Genomic DNA, 14759 nt, shown 5'->3' with positions numbered 1-14759 from the left:
AGGTAAGGACGATGCAATCTCTTCACTGTGAATACCGCGAGCACACCATCACTGCCAGCGTGATGCCCCATCCCGACTCACCCCTGCCCTATGCCGCCGGCTGCCTGATCACGGCACCTGACGGGCACACCAGCAAGCGTATGTCGATGCCCATGCAATTCTTCTCCGACCTTGAAAATGCGCAGCGTGTGTCGCTGGCCCATGGCCGCGCACTGGTCGACAAACAGCTGGATAACGGGCACGAGGTGTTCTGATCCGGTTTCGCCTGTACCCCCCTTCGCCGCCGGAGCTGCGAAGGGGGGTAGTATTAACTAGGTAGCCCGCGCGTATGCCACCGCCGCATCCACCTGCTCCTGCGTCGGCCTTACCCCGGTGTACAACACGAACTGTTCCAGCGCCTGCAGCGCAATGACCTCCAGCCCAGTGATCACCGGCTTGCCCAACGCCTGAGCCCGGCGAATCAACGGCGTCTGCGCCGGCATCGCCACCACATCGAACACCCGTTCCGCCGCCGCGATGGCGTGCTCGGGAAACGCCAGCTCTTCTGCCTCCAGCCCGCCTGCCATACCGATCGGCGTCACGTTCACCAGCATGGGCGGGCAAATGTCGCCTGGCTCAGGCACCCAGCGATAACCACAGACATCCGCCAACTGACGCCCGGCCTGCTCGTTGCGTGCAACGATGATGCCTTCGGCAAACCCGGCATCGCGCAAGGCGCTGGCCACGGCCTTGGCCATGCCCCCGCTGCCTCGCAGGGCAAAGGCCGTGCCCGGATCGACCTGATGCTGAGCCAGCAATTGGCGCACGGCCAGGTAATCGGTGTTGTAAGCCTTGAGGTGGCCATTGCAATTGACAAGGGTATTGACCGACTCGATGGCCGCCGCCGAGGGATCGATTTCGTCGACCAAGGCCATGCAGGCTTCCTTGTACGGCATCGACACCCCGCAGCCGCGAATACCCAGGGCGCGGATCCCTGCCACCGCCGCCGGCAGGTCATCGGTGCGCATGGCCTTGTAGTAGAAGTCCAGGCCCAACTGCTGGTACAGGTGGTTGTGAAAGCGCACGCCGAAGGTGCCGGGGCGACCGGCCAGAGAGATGCAAAGCACGGTGTCCCGGCTGGGAGTTGTCGGCATAACAGGCTCCTTGGTCATGACTGAAACGTTTATTCAGCGTAACAGAGTCAGCCACTGGTCGTCCCTTACACAACCTTTACCGTTCCCCTGTGCTCAGCTGACAGAGACCGGAGTCATAGTAACAGGGCCCCGGACGTGGGGTTTTCCTGCGAGGTTGTTTTATGAACCGTCTCATTCCCGGAATCGTCCTGCTGGTCGGTGCCCTGGCCATCAGCGGGCCTGCAGCAGCTCACGGCGGCTATGGCGGCCATGGGCACGGTGGTTGGTATGGGCCGGGGCCCCTGCTGGGTGCGGCAGTGGTCGGCGCCGTGGTGGGGGCGACGGTTTATGGCGGCCATGACCGTACGGTGTATGTCGAGCGCCAGCCGGTCTATTACGCGCCGCCGCCGGTGTACGTACAACCGCCTCCACAGCCGGTGTACTACCAGCCCTACTACGCGCCTCCCCCGCCGCCACCGGGCTACCGCACCTATTATGGGCCGCCGCCGGTGTATTACGGGCCACCGCGCTGGTAAAGGTTGACAGGACCAATGATCACTATCGAGGAAGTTGATTTCAAACAGATCCGGCTGCTGCGTATGGTAGAGCCATGTTTTAAAGGAGGTCCCCATGGCCACTATCCAGATCATGTCCGTTGTCGGTAGCGCCGTTCCCGCCTCACTGCGTGAGCAGGGCCTGCTGGCGTGCTGGTACCTGGTTCGCAACGGCGAAGCCGTGAGCGGCCCGATGCCGACCCGCGCCTCAGCCCAGGCACTGGCCGAACAGTTGCAACCAGGCACTTTGGTTGCCTGAACCGAATTTGTTGTGCGTTGCTCCCTACGCCCTTGTTGCCCGCCAATTTGGCGGGCTTTTTTTTCTTCACGGATTGCCCGGGCTGCCACCTCATGTTTGGCCGCTACTTCCCAGCTTACTGGTCAGCACCATGACCTTGCCTTGCAGCCGGCCTACGGTCATCACCAGCTCGTTTCGCTCCTTGGTGAGCAGATCAGCTTTTGCCTGCGCCTCCCTTCGAGCATCCCGTTCGATGTCCAGCAGCTCTGTCAGGTGGCGGATGACGGCAATTTCTGCGGTGTCCGTCGCGCGGTCGACTGCATCCCTGGACAACCATTTACGCAGCCACAGAAACGCACCCAGCAATACAGTCCCCGTACCGCCCAGCCAAGTGACGGTACCCGGGCCGAGGTCGGTCGGATCCATGTGAACCTCATTACAGATGATGATGTGATCAGCCCTGGAGAAAAATGTCTCGTCAGCTTTCCTTGTTCGTGCGCTTAATTTAGCCTACAGCTAACAACACGACAAGAGCAGATTTAGCCATGCGCACATTTAGCAGCAAGCTAAACACTGGCATGCTTCACCCCATGGACATCTACCAAATTCGCAAGCACAACCTGGTGAAACTGATCGGCAGCCAGAGAAAGGGGACCTGCGCAGAGCGCTGGGGGATGGCGCCTGCACACCTGAGCCAGATCCTTTCCGACAAGACCGTGAAAAACCTGGGCGATGACGTGGCCCGTCGCATCGAGGGCATCGAAGGCTTGCCACGGGGCTGGTTCGACGCGCTGTCGCCAGGCGAAAACATGCAAGCGGCTGTCGAGCCAGGTGACAACAAGCTCTCTGCAGCCGACCTGGTCAAACAGATGCTTGCCCGAAGCGGCAAAGGTATCTCCGAAGAAACCCGGCAAAGGCTACTGGCAGCGGCGCAAGAGCCTGCAGATGCCACGCTGCTGGAGGCCGAGCCGCTTCGCCCCGGCCTGGTCGGTGACGAAGTGTGGATCGCCCACTATGACGTGCGGGCAGCCATGGGTGGCGGCCAGATCCCCCACGACTACCCCGAGATGTTCAAGGACGTTCGCGTCAGCCCCAGCCACCTGCGCGAACTGGGCGTGACGTTCAGCGAGCACCATCACCTGAAGATGGTGACCGGCTGGGGCCAGTCGATGGAGCCGACCATCAGGCACCGCGACCCGCTGATCGTCGACGTCAGCATCCGCGAATTCGTCGGCGATGGTATCTACTTCTTTTCCTGGGGCGACCACATCTACATCAAGCGGCTACAGATCGCGGACGAGGACCACTTCGAGATGATCTCCGACAACTCGCGGCACAAAGACCGCATGATTCGTCGAGAAGAGACCTACATACAGGCCAGGGTCCTGCTGGTGTGGAATGCCCACCTTGTATAAACCGAAGCCCGCCCTGACCAGCGGGCTTTTGCTGAAGCTCAGAACGGTGCAGCCTCCTCGACCTGAGCCTCGCAGTCGCGCTCGACGATAAAATCATCACGCTCTTCCACGCTACTGCGCGCCCATCGCACCGTCACGCTAGCGTCATCATTGAACGTCAGCTGCAACTCGGGCATTTCCAGCAGCTGGCCCATCACCTCCTCCCATTCCGCTTCACCGTCGCTATCCAGACGGTGCACCACTACCCAGCGCTGCGTCTGTGCGAGCGGGTGGTTGATCATTGACGATACCCGCAGGCTAAGCCGCTCTAATCCGGTCATTTCCTGGCGCTGATGGGGTTCCGACTTCATGTGGCTTGCCATATTCTCATCCTGATAGCTGTATATTCGTACAGCACTCAGCAAAAGCTTATCTCACCGCCAAATCCTGCGTAAAGCCCCCCACTGAGGAAAATTTCGCCAGTAGGTAATTTCCCGTGAAGCGAAATTAATTTAGCCACAAGCTATTGACCATGATTTAGCTTGAGGCTAAGTTTATGTTCAGCCGTCGCTTGTACGGCGGCTATGCCACTCAAACCTTTTCGCCAGGAGTTCCCCATGGCCGTAGATATCAGCCACCTCACCATCGCCACGCCGGTAGCCGTCTCCTCAACCAACCCCGTTGCTCTGGAGCTGAACGGTGCTGAAGCGATTGCCCGCTTTCCCAGCATTGTGACGGTGCTCAGCGATGGCTCGATCCAGTTCTCAGCCCCAACCAAAGGAGCTTCGAGCAAAAGCACCCACAGGACACGCTGCGAATGGACGGAAACGCAAGACTGGACGCTGGCCAGCGCCCAGGATCACTGGAATCGCCAGACAATGACGCTGACCAAGGTCAACTCGGCGCAGAAGGTGGTCATCGCCCAGATGCACGTACGCGGGGACGACGGCCCGCCGGTAAAGGTGTTCTGGAACAAGGGCAACATCACCCTGGGGTTTCGGCGCACCTTCAACCAGACCGACCCGGTGAATTCCACAGTCCTGAAGGGGGTGCCACTGGGTGCGACGTTCAACATCAGCATTCACACCACGTCTGAAGGCGTGGTAACCGTGACGGCCGAATGCAACGGGGTATCCGCTTCGTCGGGCGATTTGCAGCTCGACAGTACCTGGGCTTCACGCCTGTTCGAGTTCCACGGCGGGGTCTACAACCAGGTCGACTACACCGACGCAACGCCCGCCGAGGACGGCTCGATCTGCATCATCAGCGAGCTCTCGCTCATCCATCGCTGAACGTCGATGCCCAGCCCTGCTATCACAAGCCCTCATGGCGTCTCATGAATGCAAAAAGCCCAGCGCGGGGCTGGGCTTCTATCAGCTGGGCTGAACAGTACTTCCGCCAGCCTTTACACACTGTACTGGCAGTTACTCCAGTGGGCGCTTGTGATAACTATAACGCTCGGCATTGGATGCCCGCGATGGGTCCGGCGGGCCTGGTCTCTGCCTGCCTCGAAAGGGCCGATTATGTGCGGAATCGTCGCGATCCCCGGGCTGCTCCCTTTTACCTTCCGAGTCTTGACTGCCTGGCGGACCATTGTTTTCAGCCGGCCTGATAGCCTGCTGATCACAATCCATTCCATCCCTATCTATGGTCATACGCACCTCTCAATGCTCAGAAGCTCTGAGCTACATCAAGTGTGCGCTTACCCTGTCCAGAAAGGTTTTATATCAGATCACCGGACACGGGCGAGAACCTCAATACCGAGACCTTTCGCTGAACTGCATCCCACTCAAAGACATAGCCATTGGTACAAAAATTGGTACGCGCCGGCTGTACGTCCATCCAGCACATCCCGGCAATGCAGCAGTAGCGTGGGAATCTAGCCTCAGACCGCACCGCAAGCGGCCTGAGCATCTGGCCTGTCTAATAGGGTTCAGCCAGTTTCAGCGACTTTGGCCCAATAAAACCGAGACGCTTTCGGGCGGTTTTAGACAGCTTTATTCCCCCATCCAGGCGCTCAGCCAACCAAGATCCATCCTGGGTCGTCAGCTACAGCCACCTCCCACAGTCCGCTGTCGACCCAAAGCGGTCTCTCGCTAAGGACAGCAAACGGTCAATAGCAGCCAGCAGCTTGAAGGAGTCTCCGAGTCTATGGTCGATTCAGGCTGCGATGCTGAGCACTTGCGTCAGTACTGCGTAGTTATCGGACGCAGCCTGTGATTCCGCTGCGAACCCTGAAGCGCAAAACCAAGCCAAGGCCAAGCTGCCCTGGGGCAATTAAATGCTTATCCACTTGCGCGGTCGCTGCGACCGTGCGCGGCTATGAACATGGCGACGGCCGACCGGCAGTAGGATTCAATTTCGTTTTCGTCCTCTGCTCTCGCCTGATCGAAGCGGGCGATCATCAGTAGATCGGACCCTTTGAAGAGCGCGGCAAACAAGCGGGCGGCTTGGAGAGGATCGGGCACGTTGAGAAGCGCCTTCGCGTGAAGTTGGCGCAAAAGGGTCTCGATGTCGGCGATGACATGAGCGGCGCCGGCTTCGTAGTGACGCTTGCTCAAGGCGCTTTGACTCGTTTTATCGGCCATGACCATGGCTTCGATACTTCTGACGTCTGGTCTCAACAGCGTGCGCAGCAGTGATGTTCCCACCGTCATAAGCTGGTCTTCGACCGAACCTTCGGCACCTTCAAGCAGGGCCTGTGGTGCAAACGACTGCTGGCAACCAGCCGTGATGGCTGCGCTGAACAGCGCCTCCTTGTTCTCGAAGCGCCTATAGATGCTGAGCTTGGATATCTTCGCCCGCTGGGCGACCTTGTCCAACGTCGTCGCTTGAAAACCCAATTCCACAAAAAGTTCGCTCGCGGCGTTGAGTATCGTTTGGGCAAGCGCCTCGTTGGTGGGCCGGCCGCGCCGGCCCTGTATGGTCTCAGACATGATATTAGTACTTTGCAGTATCTTTATTTAAGGTATACGATACCATTCGGTATCTTAAATTTGCAATTCAAAGGCTAGGTTTCAACCTGCCCTCCAGCGGAGCCCATCACCATGAATGACGTCATCATCATCGGCGGAAGTTTTGCCGGTCTCGCCGCCGCTTTACAGCTCGGCCGTGCCCGTCGCAAGGTCATGGTTCTCGATACCGGCTGCCCGCGTAACCGTTTTGCCGGCCATTCACATGGTCTGCTTGGTCACGATCACACACCGCCGCTGGAAATCCTGGCCGCGGCGCGGCAGCAGTTAGCGCGCTATCCAACGGTCAGGCTGGTCAATGCCCGGGCGGAGAAAATTTCTGGCGTAATCGACGATTTCTGCGTTGTCACTGACGATCACGAAAGCCTCAAGGCCCGCCGCGTAATCCTAAGCTATGGCGTCGCAGATCAGATGCCTGATGTTCCAGGCTTTGCCGAGAGCTGGGGCACGTCCATCGTCCCCTGCCCCTATTGCGACGGCTTTGAAGTCGCCGGGCAACATTGGGGCCTCGTGTGGTCCGGCCCGCAATCTCACAACCAGGTCAGGCTGTTCCTCGATTGGACCGACAGGTTGACTGTCTTTGCCGATGGTCACGACATTGCGCCTGATATCCAGGCCGATCTGGCTCACCGCAACATATCTGTCATCGACGGGCGGATCGTCGAGATCGCCCATCACCAAGGGCATATCGCTACTGTCAATCTCGACACTGGCTCCACTGTTGCGGTCGACATCCTGTTTGCTCATCCGCGCAACAAGCCATCCGCAAACCTGCATGAATCGCTGGGCCTCGCCACGATGGATACGCCAACCGGCGTCGTCCTCAAGGTCGACGAACGCCGCCAAACCAGCACACCCGGCATCTACGCCGCCGGCGATCTCACCACGCCCATATTGCCCTCGGTCACCCAGGCATCATCGCAGGGCGCGATGGCGGGTATTTTTGCCCAGCAGTCGATGCTGGCTTGAGCGCTTAGAGAGGAAATGAACATGGCCGTCGAACCGGACAGCGCGGGGGTGCGCTTACCTCCGCCCTTCATCTATCTAGGAGCGTTGCTGTTGGGGCTGGCGGCGGATCGGCTCGTCGCCCTGAGCTACTTCGGCATCGACCGGTGGTTGCTGGTCGCGACGGGCGCGCTGCTGTTCGCTGCCGGCGCGGTGATGATGCTTGCGGCGGCGGGGCTGTTCCGGCGTCTGGGCACCAACATTCCGCCGTCGCGACCAACGACCCTCATCGCAACGACCGGCCCTTATCGGTGGACCCGCAATCCCATGTATCTCGGCATGGCGCTTGTCTATGCCGGCATTGCGGTCGGCTTCGACGGAGCAATCGCCTTGGCTTTGCTTCCATTGGTGCTGATTGTGATCCAGAAACAGGTAATCGCCCGCGAGGAGCGCTATCTCGAATCCAAGTTCGGCGACGACTACCGCCGCTACAAGGCCGAGGTTCGCCGCTGGCTCTGACTATTCCGCAACTGCTGCCTGCGGGATTTTCTGATAACCAACACCGACTTTCTTTCCACGGCTACTGAATGGGCCCTGATTTCGTAGATAATCAAGGGCCGCTTTTGGCCGTTAGCTGTCCTTTTTTTAAAGGCAGATGTAGGTCGAATGCAGCCACTCATTGCTTGAGCGCAAACAAGTCCTCTGCCAACTCACCGGGTTGCCGCAAGTCCATCAGCAGCACCTCTGCCTTGCTGTACCGAAAACCGGGCCTGAAGATACGGTCGACCGCCTCTGAGGCAAATCGGGTCATCAGCAGCGTGTCGCAGGGTGGGTATGCGCACAGGCGAGATTATGTCGCTGCGCTGGGATGAGGTCGACGTCGAGAAAAAGACGGCTCACATCTGCCGGATCGTGGTTGAAAAGCAGGCAGTCGAGCGGACCAAGACGAAATACACCCGCACCGTAATGTTGAACAGCCGGGCTCTTGGCGCACTGGCAAGGGCCAGAGAGATCGCGCAATACCGCTCGAAGCAGAAGCGCCGCGTCTCGACGGAGTCGCCATTCATTTTCCAACCTTCTGGCTCGTCACCACGAATCCAGCGTTCATTGCTGGGCAGCTTGGGCGCTCGGTGCAGGTGCTTCTCTCGACCTACGCCAAGTGGTTGAATTCTGCCAACGATTGGACGGAACTGGCGAAGCTGGAAAAGAACGTAATGGGTACAGGATTAAATATCGTTCACCTTGCGCCCTTTAGTCATAAGGCATTCGACAGCAATTCAGCCATACTCCAAAATGCATCGGTTTTAGGGGGAAAACCCTTGCACAGCCAACGACATACCAACTTTTAGTGAGCCTCAACGTGAAAACATCCCTGTCCATCCTCAGCCTGCTGCTGTTGCTCACAGGTACCGCGACCCTTCCGTCGACTGCTGCTGCACAACCCCCGGCCCAGGTTCAACGTGACCCATCCAAACTGCATCTGGCTTCAGGCAGCGCTCTGCTGATCGACCTGAACAGCAACAAGGAGCTGTATTCAAGCCATGCCGACCGCGTGGTGCCGATTGCTTCAGTGACCAAACTGATGACGGCGATGGTGGTGCTGGATGCCAAGCTGCCCATGGATGAAATGCTCACCATGACCATTGCCAACAACCCGGAAATGAAAGGCGTGTACTCGCGCGTGCGCCTGGGCAGCCAACTGGACCGCCGCGAAACCCTGCTGATTACCCTGATGTCGTCGGAAAACCGTGCGGCCAACAGCCTGGCCAACGCCTACCCCGGCGGCTATCCGGCGTTCATCAAGGCAATGAATGCCAAAGCCCGCAGCCTGGGAATGGCCCATACCCGCTATGTTGAGCCGACCGGCCTGTCGACGCAGAACGTATCCACTGCCCGCGACCTGGCCAAGCTGCTGATGGCCTCGCGCAAGTACCCCATGCTGAGCGAGCTGTCGACCACGCGCGAAAAGACCGTCGCCTTCCGCAAGCCCAACTACACCCTGGGCTTCCGTAACACCGACCACCTGGTGAACAAAAGCAACTGGGATATCAAGCTGACCAAGACCGGCTTCACCAACGAGGCCGGGCACTGCCTGGTACTGCTGACCCGCATGGACAACCGCCCGGTGGCCATGGTCATTCTCGATGCCTTTGGCAAGTACACCCACTTCGCCGATGCCAGCCGCATGCGTCAATGGCTGGAAACCGGTAGCGCCAAGCCGGCACCGGCGGTGGCCATGCAGTACAAGGCCGACCGGCAGAACAAGGGGCGGTTGGCGGCCGAATGACCGCCATATCCTGAAACGTGCGGGCTTGTTGGCGAAACAGACCACGCGGTGGATAGCACGGGCTTCGCCCGTGTTCGCGAGGAAACCCGCGCCTACGACGGCCTGCGCCCAATCACCAATGTGTATCCACCCCCAATCAGGTGTAGGAGCGGGTTTACCCGCGAATACGGTCGCGGCGGCAACGGTGAACGGCGGGGGGAAATTGGCCAGCAGGCCTGGCCCATTCGCGGGTAAACCCGCTCCTACAGCGGCCTGTGCATGTGTAGGAGCGGGTTTACCCGCGAATACGGTCGCGGCGGCAACGGTGAACGGCGGGTGGAAATTGGCCAGCAGGGCCGGCCCATTCGCGGGTAAACCCGCGCCTACAGCGGCCTGTGCATACATAGGAGCGGGTTTACCCGCGAATACGGTCGCGGCGGCAACGGTGAACGGCGGGTGGAAATTGGCCAGCAGGCCTGGCCCATTCGCGGGTAAACCCGCGCCTACAGCGGCCTGTGCATGTCCAGTCAGGCCGTAGCGCTTACCATACCGCCTGCACTGCTGCCGCCCTCTTGCTGCAACAGCTCCAGCAACTGCGCCGTGGCCGCCATGATCTGCCCGTTGAGGGTGGCAATGCTCGCCTGCTTGGCACCTATCGCTGCCGCCTTGGCAGCCTCGTCCATCTTGCTGTTCTGCAATGCCGCCAGCTGTTTCTGCTCTTCTGCCAGTTGCTTCTGCAGATCCTTGATCAACTGACGCAGCTCGCTCACAGCCCCCGATTCGCCACTGCCTTCAGCGTCGGTGGATTGCGCCTGGCTACCCACCGACACCTTCATGCTGTCACTGCTGACGCTCAACGGCCCCACCGCCTCACCGGCCTGTTTCGCCTGTTCACGCTCGGTTGCTGCGTTCGCGCTCAGCGTCTGCGCTGAAACACCATTGATCATCAGGTTGCTTGCCGTGATGCCGCTCATGTCGATTCCCTGCCTGAAAGATTGGTCCTTGCCGTAACCAACACATCGGCCGCCTCACGCTGTTCTTTAGCCCGCTTAAATTCCCCCTCGGCTGGCTCGTTCCAACTCATGTACTTGCGCAGGAGCCGGAGCCCCGGCGGGCGTCCATATTCGACCATTCAGGGAATCGCAGCCATGAGCCAGTCCTCACAGCAGGAAACCATCAAAGACATGATCGGCGTGGGCTTCGGCCCCTCCAACCTGGCCTTGGCCATCGCCCTGGAAGAACTCGCCGAATCCCGGGGCCATGCGCTCGACGCACTGTTCATCGACAAGCAGCAAGACTACCACTGGCACGGTGAGACCTTGGCTACCCAGAGCGAGTTGCAGATCTCGTTCCTCAAGGACCTGGTGTCGCTGCGCACCCCGACCAGCCCGTACAGCTTCGTCAACTACCTGCACCAGAAGCAGCGCCTGGCCGACTTCATCAACCTCGGCACCTTCTACCCCTGCCGCCTGGAGTACAACGACTACCTGCGCTGGGCCGCCGAGCATTTCACCTCCCAGGCGGTGTATGGGCAGGAAGTGTTGCGCATCGAACCGCACGTGCATGCAGGCCGGGTCCAACACCTGTGCGTGATCACGCGTGACAGACAAGGCCGCGAATACAGCCGCCCCACCCGCTCGGTGGTGGTGGGCAGCGGTGGCACACCGAAAATTCCGGAAAACTTCGGCGCCTTCAAGGACGACCCGCGAGTGTTCCACCACTCACAGTACCTGAGCAGCCTGACCAAACTGCCGTGCACGGCTGGCAAGCCCATGCGCATTGCCGTGATCGGCTCAGGCCAAAGCGCCGCCGAGGCGTTCATCGACCTCAACGACAGCTATCCGTCAGTCAAGGTCGACATGATTCTGCGCGGCTCAGCCCTCAAGCCCGCCGACGACAGCCCCTTCGTCAATGAGATCTTCTCGCCCGACTATACCGATCTGGTCTACAACGAACCGGCCGACCAGCGCAGCAAACTGCTGGGCGAATACCACAACACCAACTACTCGGTGGTCGACCTCAACCTGATCGAGCGCATCTACGGCATCCTCTACCGGCAGAAGGTTGCCCATCAGCACCGCCACAACGTGCTGTGCCGGCGCCAGGTGGAAGCAGTGGTGGCCACCCGCGAAGGCCTGGAATTGACCCTGCGCGACCTCGCCACCGGCCAGCAGCAAACCCACCGCTACGATGCCGTTATCCTCGCCACCGGCTACGAGCGCCGCTCGCACCGTGAATTGCTGGCGCCGCTGGCCGATTACCTGGAGGACTTCAGCGTCGACCGCAACTACCGCGTACTGGCCAGCCCTGACTTGCAAGCCTCGGTGTACCTGCAGGGCTTCTGCGAAAGCAGCCACGGCCTGAGTGACACCCTGCTTTCGGTCCTGCCAACCCGCGCTGCGGAAATTGGCCGAGCGCTGTACCAGGATCTGGAGCAGCTGCACGAAAAACCCCAAGCAGCAGTGGCGCTGACCCGCGCCTGACCCCTCTGCAACCCGCCATCAAGGCCGGACTGATGCCTCGTGCGCAGTCCGGTTTTTGTGCTTTGAAACATTTAGTTTCATTTTAACCTGCAGGTTTTCAATTCTCATTCGTCCTTATCAGTACAGCACTCTTTGGTTGGCACACGCTCGACCACCAATAGCAGAAGACCGTCTGATGGCCAAATCACCGAAAAAATCCAAATCCAGGCTGTGGTTCCTGGTCCACAGCTGGCTCGCCTTGCCGATCTGGTTCTTTGTCCTGATCGTCTGTTTCACCGGCATGCTCGCCGTGGTCAGTCAGGAAATCGTCTGGCTCGCCGATCCGGCCGCACGCGCCAACAAGCCAGACGCGGACACCGAGCGCATGAGCTTTCAGCAGGTACTGGAGGCCTTGAACAAGGCCGAGCCGGACATGGTGGTGGAGCGCCTGAGCCAGCCGGATGGTTCGCACTTCGCGGTAAAAGCCAATGTCACCCTGCCTGACGGCACCAGCCCGACGCTGTATGTAAACCCCTACACCGGAACCATTCAGGGCAGGACCCCAGACTTCAACTTCGAAGCCTTCACCCGCGCCCTGCACGGCTGGTGGCTGGTGCCGTTCACCAACGGTTTCAGCTGGGGCTGGTACCTGGTATCGCTGCTCGGCCTGCCGATGCTGGCCTCGCTGGTCACCGGCCTGGTGGTTTACAAGAAGTTCTGGAAAGGCTTTTTCAAACCCGTGCGTACCGGCCATGGTTCGCGAATTTTCTGGGGTGACCTGCACCGTCTGTCCGGGGTGTGGTCAATCTGGTTCATTGCGGTCATTTCCATCACCGGCACCTGGTTCCTGATCCAGGCGATCCTGTCTGACAACCACATCACCCTTTCCAGCCAGCCCATCGTGCCGGTGATCGCCCGTGAGGAAGTGCCACAAACGCCAGATGGCAGCCCCGCCTCGCGCATCGACCTGGATGAGGCGGCACGCCTTGCCGGTCTGGCGATCCCAGGGCTGGAAGTGACCTCCATCTCGCTCCCCGCCACTGCCTACAGCCACGTCACGCTGTCTGGCCCGGGCTGGTACCCGTTGATGTTCCAGAGTGCTTCGGTGAATCCGTACACACGCAATGTCGACAGCCAGTTCCTGATCAGCGACCGTTCGGCGCTGGAGTTCGTCACCGAGTCCATGCGCCCGCTGCACACCGGCGACTTTGGCGGTTTGCCGATCAAGCTGGTGTGGTTCTTCTTCGGCCTGATCCTGACCCTGATGGTGCTCAGCGGCCTGCTGATCTGGACCAAACGCACCGCCCAGGCCACCGCCGCGGCCCTCAAGCGCAGCGAGCGCGCTCCACGTGCGGCACACAGTGAAACCACCGTGGAGATCCACTCATGAGCCAGGCCCTGCCCGCCAGCCCGCTGAAGCAGCTTTGGCTGAAGTGGCGTTTTCACCTGAACATCCTGCTGATCCTGATCCCGCTGGGCTTCATGCCCAAGTACTTCGCCGACGCCAGGCTGTTCCGCGGCGAGGCGGGCCTTGGCGCCAACGTGATCAGTGACATCCAGGTCGGCCCCTACAGCCTCGACCTTGCCGAACTGCGTGACGAGGCGCCACGCGCCGACGGCCCGGCCGGCTACTTCAAATCGTTCAATGCAGCGTTGTGCAAGGCCTGCATAAAGGACGTCAAGGCCGCCTACCTGCGCATCGGCAAGCCACGCAGCCTGCGCGCCGCCGGCACCATTTTCTTCGGTGCACCTTACAACATGGGCACCTCGTTGCCGATCCCGCCGCGCACCAAACCCGATGCGCACATCTGGATCACCCTGGAAGGCTGGGACGGCAGCATGCACCAGGCGTCGATCCCCCTGGCCAAGGCATCGCCAGCCACCGTTGCATGGCTCGAGAAACAAGGAGGCAACAAATGAAACACCTGATGCGCACCCTGACGCTGCCCTTCCTGATACTGGCTGCCAGCCCGGCGCTGGCGCACAACCCGATGTGCGAATGCGAGGAGCAGGCCAACGGCCAGGTCAAGTGCACCGGCGGTTTCTCGGACGGCAGCGGTGCCCCCGGGGTGACCCTGGACGTGATCGGTTATGACGAACAGGTGCTGGTCGGCGGCAAGCTTGGCGACGACTCGACGCTGACCTTCAAGCGCCCGGACGGCGAATTCTATGTGCTGTTCGATGCCGGCCCCGGGCACGTGGTTGAAGTGGACTACGCCGATATCGCCCAACCATGAGCCGCGCCCAAGTCATTCGCCCGGCCGGTACCGGGCACGAAACCCTGTACGTGCTGCTGGCAAGCCTGCTGATCGTGGTACTCGCCGCCAGCGTGGTGCTGCTGCGCGGTGAGCGCGAGGACGAACAGGCCATCGCCAGCTACCAGATCGACGCCCGCCGCGACCTCACCGCCGCCGAACAAGGCCTGTACACCGACCTGCGGGTAGCCTTCGACGAGATCCAGCTACTGCGCGAAGAAAACGCCGTCACGCCCAGCGTAAAGGCCCTGGCCGAAGAAGGCCTGCCGCCGTTCGTGGTCGATGCCGGCAGCCAGAGCCGTGGCGGCCACCAATGGTCATGGCTGGAACCCGGCGCCTACCTGGGTCGCAGCCAGGCCCCGGAAGTTGCCGGCAGCCTGCTGCTGATCCTGCCACCCGACAGCACAGGCCAAGCCGATGTCTGGCTGCGCCGCGACAGCGCCGCCGTGATCCCGGACGACCTCGGCCAGGCCGCCCTGATCGCCGCTGGCTGGCAGCAGGTGGTCAGCCACTACGACGCCGGTGTTACCCGCGAACACCGTCACTGAACCCAAGGACCCG

General features: G+C 60.5%; 19 protein-coding genes and 1 pseudogene. 14 read left to right on the top strand and 6 right to left on the bottom strand.

Going from position 1 to position 14759, the window contains the following annotated elements; genetic code table 11:
• The first annotated feature begins 11 nt into the window (after positions 1-11).
• The gene (locus ACI7M0_RS10175; protein WP_003256190.1) at positions 12-254 is read left to right on the top strand and encodes a hypothetical protein; all 243 of its coding nucleotides are present in this window, start codon (positions 12-14) and stop codon (positions 252-254) included.
• A gap of 57 nt (positions 255-311) precedes the next feature.
• Here ACI7M0_RS10175 and ACI7M0_RS10170 read toward each other — a convergent pair whose 3' ends face one another.
• Entirely contained in the window at positions 312-1133 is an 822-nt protein-coding gene (locus ACI7M0_RS10170) for a shikimate 5-dehydrogenase (protein WP_020192075.1), read from the bottom strand.
• Between the two features lie 161 nt (positions 1134-1294).
• Between ACI7M0_RS10170 and ACI7M0_RS10165 the strand changes: the two genes are divergently transcribed.
• Positions 1295-1648, top strand: coding sequence for a hypothetical protein (locus ACI7M0_RS10165; RefSeq protein WP_003256193.1), 354 nt, complete (start codon positions 1295-1297; stop codon positions 1646-1648).
• A 94-nt stretch (positions 1649-1742) separates the two neighbouring features.
• Complete coding sequence (locus tag ACI7M0_RS10160; RefSeq protein ID WP_010954600.1) at positions 1743-1925, top strand: hypothetical protein; 183 nt, start codon at positions 1743-1745, stop codon at positions 1923-1925.
• Between the two features lie 90 nt (positions 1926-2015).
• Here ACI7M0_RS10160 and ACI7M0_RS10155 read toward each other — a convergent pair whose 3' ends face one another.
• The gene (locus ACI7M0_RS10155) at positions 2016-2330 is read right to left on the bottom strand and encodes a chemotaxis protein (protein WP_129933637.1); all 315 of its coding nucleotides are present in this window, start codon (positions 2328-2330) and stop codon (positions 2016-2018) included.
• A gap of 164 nt (positions 2331-2494) precedes the next feature.
• Between ACI7M0_RS10155 and ACI7M0_RS10150 the strand changes: the two genes are divergently transcribed.
• Positions 2495-3319: a S24 family peptidase gene (locus tag ACI7M0_RS10150; RefSeq protein WP_104961397.1), complete on the top strand. Its 825-nt coding sequence runs from the start codon at positions 2495-2497 to the stop codon at positions 3317-3319.
• A 38-nt stretch (positions 3320-3357) separates the two neighbouring features.
• On the opposite strand, the gene ACI7M0_RS10145 is transcribed toward ACI7M0_RS10150, so the two are convergent.
• Positions 3358-3681 carry a DUF1654 domain-containing protein gene (locus ACI7M0_RS10145; RefSeq protein ID WP_129933638.1) on the bottom strand — a complete coding sequence of 108 codons (324 nt, stop codon included), beginning with the start codon at positions 3679-3681 and terminating at the stop codon, positions 3358-3360.
• A gap of 234 nt (positions 3682-3915) precedes the next feature.
• On the opposite strand from ACI7M0_RS10145, the gene ACI7M0_RS10140 reads away from it, so the two are divergent.
• Complete coding sequence (locus ACI7M0_RS10140; RefSeq protein WP_010954604.1) at positions 3916-4590, top strand: polysaccharide lyase family 7 protein; 675 nt, start codon at positions 3916-3918, stop codon at positions 4588-4590.
• A gap of 993 nt (positions 4591-5583) precedes the next feature.
• Here the strand turns inward: ACI7M0_RS10140 and ACI7M0_RS10135 are convergent.
• Positions 5584-6234 carry a TetR/AcrR family transcriptional regulator gene (locus ACI7M0_RS10135; RefSeq protein ID WP_129933640.1) on the bottom strand — a complete coding sequence of 217 codons (651 nt, stop codon included), beginning with the start codon at positions 6232-6234 and terminating at the stop codon, positions 5584-5586.
• A gap of 111 nt (positions 6235-6345) precedes the next feature.
• Here ACI7M0_RS10135 and ACI7M0_RS10130 point away from each other — a divergent pair, with 111 nt between their 5' ends.
• Both ACI7M0_RS10130 and ACI7M0_RS10125 read left to right on the top strand, forming a co-directional pair.
• Positions 6346-7239, top strand: coding sequence for an NAD(P)/FAD-dependent oxidoreductase (locus tag ACI7M0_RS10130; protein WP_129933641.1), 894 nt, complete (start codon positions 6346-6348; stop codon positions 7237-7239).
• Between the two features lie 21 nt (positions 7240-7260).
• A complete protein-coding gene (locus ACI7M0_RS10125) occupies positions 7261-7734 on the top strand; it encodes an isoprenylcysteine carboxylmethyltransferase family protein (protein ID WP_129933642.1) in 474 nt (157 codons plus the stop codon).
• 160 nt (positions 7735-7894) lie between these two features.
• Here the strand turns inward: ACI7M0_RS10125 and ACI7M0_RS10120 are convergent.
• A pseudogene (locus ACI7M0_RS10120) lies at positions 7895-8050 on the bottom strand (DNA polymerase V subunit UmuC); the annotation flags it as partial.
• Here ACI7M0_RS10120 and ACI7M0_RS10115 point away from each other — a divergent pair.
• Both ACI7M0_RS10115 and pbpG read left to right on the top strand, forming a co-directional pair.
• Complete coding sequence (locus ACI7M0_RS10115) at positions 8050-8382, top strand: tyrosine-type recombinase/integrase (protein ID WP_081273289.1); 333 nt, start codon at positions 8050-8052, stop codon at positions 8380-8382. The pseudogene ACI7M0_RS10120 and the gene ACI7M0_RS10115 sit on opposite strands and share 1 nt — an antisense overlap.
• Before the next feature lie 193 nt (positions 8383-8575).
• Positions 8576-9502, top strand: coding sequence for a D-alanyl-D-alanine endopeptidase (gene pbpG / locus ACI7M0_RS10110; protein ID WP_104961394.1), 927 nt, complete (start codon positions 8576-8578; stop codon positions 9500-9502).
• A gap of 506 nt (positions 9503-10008) precedes the next feature.
• On the opposite strand, the gene ACI7M0_RS10105 is transcribed toward pbpG, so the two are convergent.
• Positions 10009-10455, bottom strand: a complete 447-nt coding sequence (locus ACI7M0_RS10105; protein WP_020192949.1) for a hypothetical protein — start codon at positions 10453-10455, stop codon at positions 10009-10011.
• Positions 10456-10629: 174 nt separating this feature from the next.
• Here ACI7M0_RS10105 and ACI7M0_RS10100 point away from each other — a divergent pair, with 174 nt between their 5' ends.
• The 5 genes from ACI7M0_RS10100 to ACI7M0_RS10080 all read left to right on the top strand — a co-directional run bounded on the left by ACI7M0_RS10100 (position 10630) and on the right by ACI7M0_RS10080 (position 14746).
• Positions 10630-11964 carry a lysine N(6)-hydroxylase/L-ornithine N(5)-oxygenase family protein gene (locus ACI7M0_RS10100; protein ID WP_010954626.1) on the top strand — a complete coding sequence of 445 codons (1335 nt, stop codon included), beginning with the start codon at positions 10630-10632 and terminating at the stop codon, positions 11962-11964.
• Positions 11965-12139: 175 nt separating this feature from the next.
• On the top strand, positions 12140-13333 hold the full coding sequence (locus ACI7M0_RS10095; RefSeq protein ID WP_129933976.1) for a PepSY domain-containing protein: 1194 nt from the start codon (positions 12140-12142) through the stop codon (positions 13331-13333).
• The gene (locus ACI7M0_RS10090; RefSeq protein ID WP_014590504.1) at positions 13330-13863 is read left to right on the top strand and encodes a hypothetical protein; all 534 of its coding nucleotides are present in this window, start codon (positions 13330-13332) and stop codon (positions 13861-13863) included. The genes ACI7M0_RS10095 and ACI7M0_RS10090 overlap by 4 nt, the downstream gene beginning before the upstream one ends.
• Positions 13860-14180, top strand: coding sequence for a hypothetical protein (locus tag ACI7M0_RS10085; protein ID WP_104961391.1), 321 nt, complete (start codon positions 13860-13862; stop codon positions 14178-14180). The genes ACI7M0_RS10090 and ACI7M0_RS10085 overlap by 4 nt, the downstream gene beginning before the upstream one ends.
• Positions 14177-14746: a DUF6162 family protein gene (locus tag ACI7M0_RS10080; RefSeq protein ID WP_129933977.1), complete on the top strand. Its 570-nt coding sequence runs from the start codon at positions 14177-14179 to the stop codon at positions 14744-14746. The genes ACI7M0_RS10085 and ACI7M0_RS10080 overlap by 4 nt, the downstream gene beginning before the upstream one ends.
• Positions 14747-14759 lie beyond the last annotated feature (13 nt).

The organism is Pseudomonas sp. 10(2024), from assembly GCF_045164175.1.
GTDB classification, from domain to species: domain Bacteria; phylum Pseudomonadota; class Gammaproteobacteria; order Pseudomonadales; family Pseudomonadaceae; genus Aquipseudomonas; species Aquipseudomonas alloputida.
Note: the sequence above shows the minus strand (reverse complement) of the source record. Positions and strands in the feature narration are given on the sequence as shown.